This is a genomic window from Micrococcus sp. LASM2_SD2 (assembly GCF_057364565.1).
In genome coordinates, this window is record NZ_JBNFOB010000259.1 from 1 (window position 1) to 3058 (window position 3058).

2 protein-coding genes and 4 pseudogenes are annotated in these 3058 nt (G+C 74.7%); 2 read left to right on the forward strand and 4 right to left on the reverse strand.

Annotated features, from left to right (window positions below):
- Positions 1–307, reverse strand: a pseudogene (locus tag AC2W7A_RS11020) (phosphoribosylamine--glycine ligase); the annotation flags it as partial.
- Between the two features lie 35 nt (positions 308–342).
- On the opposite strand from AC2W7A_RS11020, the gene AC2W7A_RS11025 reads away from it, so the two are divergent.
- A complete protein-coding gene (locus AC2W7A_RS11025; protein WP_485991391.1) occupies positions 343–606 on the forward strand; it encodes a hypothetical protein in 264 nt (87 codons plus the stop codon).
- Positions 607–637: 31 nt separating this feature from the next.
- Here the strand turns inward: AC2W7A_RS11025 and AC2W7A_RS11030 are convergent.
- The 3 genes and pseudogenes from AC2W7A_RS11030 to AC2W7A_RS11040 all read right to left on the reverse strand — a co-directional run.
- Positions 638–1286 (reverse strand): annotated as a pseudogene (locus AC2W7A_RS11030) (response regulator).
- Positions 1283–1639, reverse strand: coding sequence for a sensor histidine kinase (locus AC2W7A_RS11035; RefSeq protein WP_485991392.1), 357 nt, complete (start codon positions 1637–1639; stop codon positions 1283–1285). The pseudogene AC2W7A_RS11030 and the gene AC2W7A_RS11035 overlap by 4 nt, the downstream one beginning before the upstream one ends.
- Before the next feature lie 178 nt (positions 1640–1817).
- A pseudogene (locus AC2W7A_RS11040) lies at positions 1818–2597 on the reverse strand (histidine kinase); the annotation flags it as partial.
- A gap of 189 nt (positions 2598–2786) precedes the next feature.
- Between AC2W7A_RS11040 and AC2W7A_RS11045 the strand changes: the two are divergent.
- Positions 2787–3058: pseudogene (locus AC2W7A_RS11045) on the forward strand (hypothetical protein); the annotation flags it as partial.

Genomic DNA, 3058 nt, shown 5'->3' on the forward strand with positions numbered 1-3058 from the left:
GCCCGGGAGGGGCCGAAGACGTCGCGCCGGCGGCGCGCAGGGCGTCGGAGACGCCGGCGGCCAGCGGGGCCTCCGGTCCGACCACCACGAGGTCGGCCTTCACCTGACCGGCGAGGGCCACCACGGCGTCGACGTCGGACGCATCCACCGAGGAGTGCAGCGTGGCCTGGTCCGCCATACCGACGTTGCCGGGCGCGACGTGCAGCTGCTTCACCTCCGGGTCCCGGGCGAGGGTGCGGATCAGGGCATGTTCGCGGCCGCCGTTGCCAAGCACGAGGATCTTCACGTCCTCCAGGGTACGTGGCACCGCCCACATCCGGGTGTGCCCGTAGGCTGGTGACCATGACGATGCCCGGACTGCCCTCTGACGACCGTTCCAGCGACCCGCGCCGCCCCAGGCGCTCCACCGCCTCCGGTGGCCCCGGTCTGCGCACGGCGTTCACCTTCATGATCGTGTGGTTCTCCTGCGCGCTGATCGGCGCCTACGCCACGCGTCTGATGGGGTTCCAGCGCGGCGAGTACAGCGTGGGCATGGTGGTGGCGATCCTGGGCCTGTCCTTCCTGGCCGCCGCCGTCGTCACCTGGGCGGTCAAACGGCGTCGCTGACGCGCCGCTGTCCCCTTCCCGACGACGGCACTCACCCCCGGATGATCCGTCGCCTCCGCGCCTCGGCCACCGCCTCAGTGCGTGAGCCGACGCCCAGCTTCTGGAACACGTGCACCAGGTGGGTCTTCACCGTGGCCTCGGAGATGAACAGCTGCCTGGCCGCCGCCTTGTTGCTGACGCCGCGCGCGATGAGCTCCAGCAGCTCGATCTCCCTCGCGGTGAGCACCTCGGAGCCGCCGGCCATCCTGCCCATGAGGCGCTCGGCCACCCCGGGCGCCAGGGCACGCTGCCCCGCGGCGGCCCGGCGCACGGCGGCGGCGATCTCCTCGGAGGCGGCATCCTTGAGCAGGTAGCCGGCCGCTCCGGCGTCGAGGGCGGCGAGGATGTCCGCCTCGGTGTCGAAGGTCGTCAGGATCAGCACGGGCAGGCCCGGGTGCGCCTGCCGCACCGCCCGGGTGGCGGCCACGCCGTCCATGCCCTCGCCCATCTGCAGGTCCATGAGGACCACGTCCGGCAGCCCGCCGTCTTCGGCGACGGCCAGGTCCGCGAGCGCCTGCAGGGCCCGCGGCGCCGTCGCCGGCCTCGGCCACCACCGTCAGGTCCGGGTGGGCCTCGAGCACGGCGCGCACGCCGGCCCGCACCACGGGGTGGTCGTCCACGAGCATCACGTGCAGTCTCATCCTCGGCGCTCCTCCTCGTTCTCCGTCCGCCCGGCCACGGGCACCGTCATCCCGACGACGCTCCCCTCCCCCGGCGCCGACTCCACCGCCACGGTTCCTCCGACGGCCTCCACGCGTTCGCGCACCGCCGCCAGACCGACACCGGTCGATCCGTCGGCACCGTCCTCGGAGGCACCGTGCGGACGCGGGACGTCGGGGGCGAAGCCACGGCCGTCGTCGGCGACGTCCACGGTGACCACACCGTCCAGGTAGGCCACGGACACCCGGCACCGGCTCGCACCGGCGTGCTGGCCGACGTTGGCCAGGGAGGACTGCACGGCCCGCAACAGGGCGGACTCGACGGCCTCGGCCACGGGTGCCGGCGTGCCCTCCACCTGCAGGTCGGCCGCCAGCGGTGACCCAGCGTCCGCCTGGCGGCGGGGCGAAGCCGCGCACGGCGGCCTCCAGCTGCTCCACCAGGGAGCCGCCGTCCCCGCGCAGGTCCCGCACGAAGCGGCGGGACTCGGCGAGGTTCTCCGCGGCGGTCACCCGCACGGTCTCGATCCGCCGGCGGGCCATGCCGGTGTCCTCGGCGTCCAGGGCGTCCTGGGCGGCACGGGAGACCAGGACGATCGAGGCCAGGCCCTGGGTGAGGGTGTCGTGGATCTCGCGGGCCAGGCGCTCGCGCTCGGCGAGCATGCCGGAGCGGTGCTCGGTGCGGGCGAGTTCGGCGCGGGCGGCGAGCAGCTCGGCGGCCAGGGCCCGCTGGCGTTCGGACTCGGCGTGCAGGGCCCGGTAGGCCTGGTACATCACCACGGCCACCACCGCCCCCACGCAGGGGCCGATCACCGCGGCCGGCCGCAGTCCCTCCGGAGCGGAGGCCGAGCCGAGGACCACCACCGCGGTCACCGCCGCCACGGCCACCGGGCCCGGCCAGAACCGGCCCGTGGCCTCGGCGAGCACGTGCTGCACCACGAAGAACAGGGGGAACGCCACCCAGGCGAAGTCCGGGTGGTGCCCCACCAGGACACCCCAGAGGACCACCACCACGGCCAGCCACGCCAGCGCCGCCCCGCGGTGCACCGGGCGTCGGTCCCGCCACCGGCGGCGTTCGGCCACGGTGCCGGCCAGGTAGACCACGGCCAGAACCAGGGCGAGCACCACGGCGGACAGGCCCCGCGGGCCCAGTCCGGGCACGTCCGCCGCACGCTCGGTGAGCGCGCGGACCACGCCCACGGCCAGCAGCACGGCGAAGGACACGTGCAGCACCACGCGCAGGACCGCGAGGATCGACGCCGTCGTGCCGGTGTGTGCGCGCGCATGTGGCTCCATGCCGTTCAGCGTAGGCCCGCAGGCTGTCCCTCGACTCGCGGATCCGCTCGTGCGCACGGGAATCAACCGTTCGATGGACCGGGGATCGCCCGCCGCGGCCGATGTGCGCCCGCGCGGGGCGGCGGAGGCTGGATCCCGTCACGAATCCACCCCTCGGACCAGACAGGTCCCGACCGGAAGAAGGTCCCCATGTTCCTCGCCCTGCGCGACCTGCGCTTCGCCACCGGACGGTTCGCCCTCATGGGCGCTGTGGTGGCCCTGATCAGCCTGCTGCTCGTGATGCTCACCGGCCTGACCGCGGGCCTCGGCGGTCAGAACACCGGCGCCCTGGACCGTCTGGAGTCCCAGGGCGTGCAGCGCCTGGCGTTCGGCGGCGCGCGGCCAGGACCCTGCCGTGGACGTCAGCCGGGCCGAGGTCACCGCCGCCCAGGCGGACGCCTGGCGCGCCACGGACCAGGTGG

What these genes read in the sequence shown, in the direction of transcription:
- AC2W7A_RS11025 (WP_485991391.1), top strand. Translation starts at nt 343, where the DNA reads ATGACGATGCCCGGACTGCCCTCTGACGACCGTTCCAGCGACCCGCGC.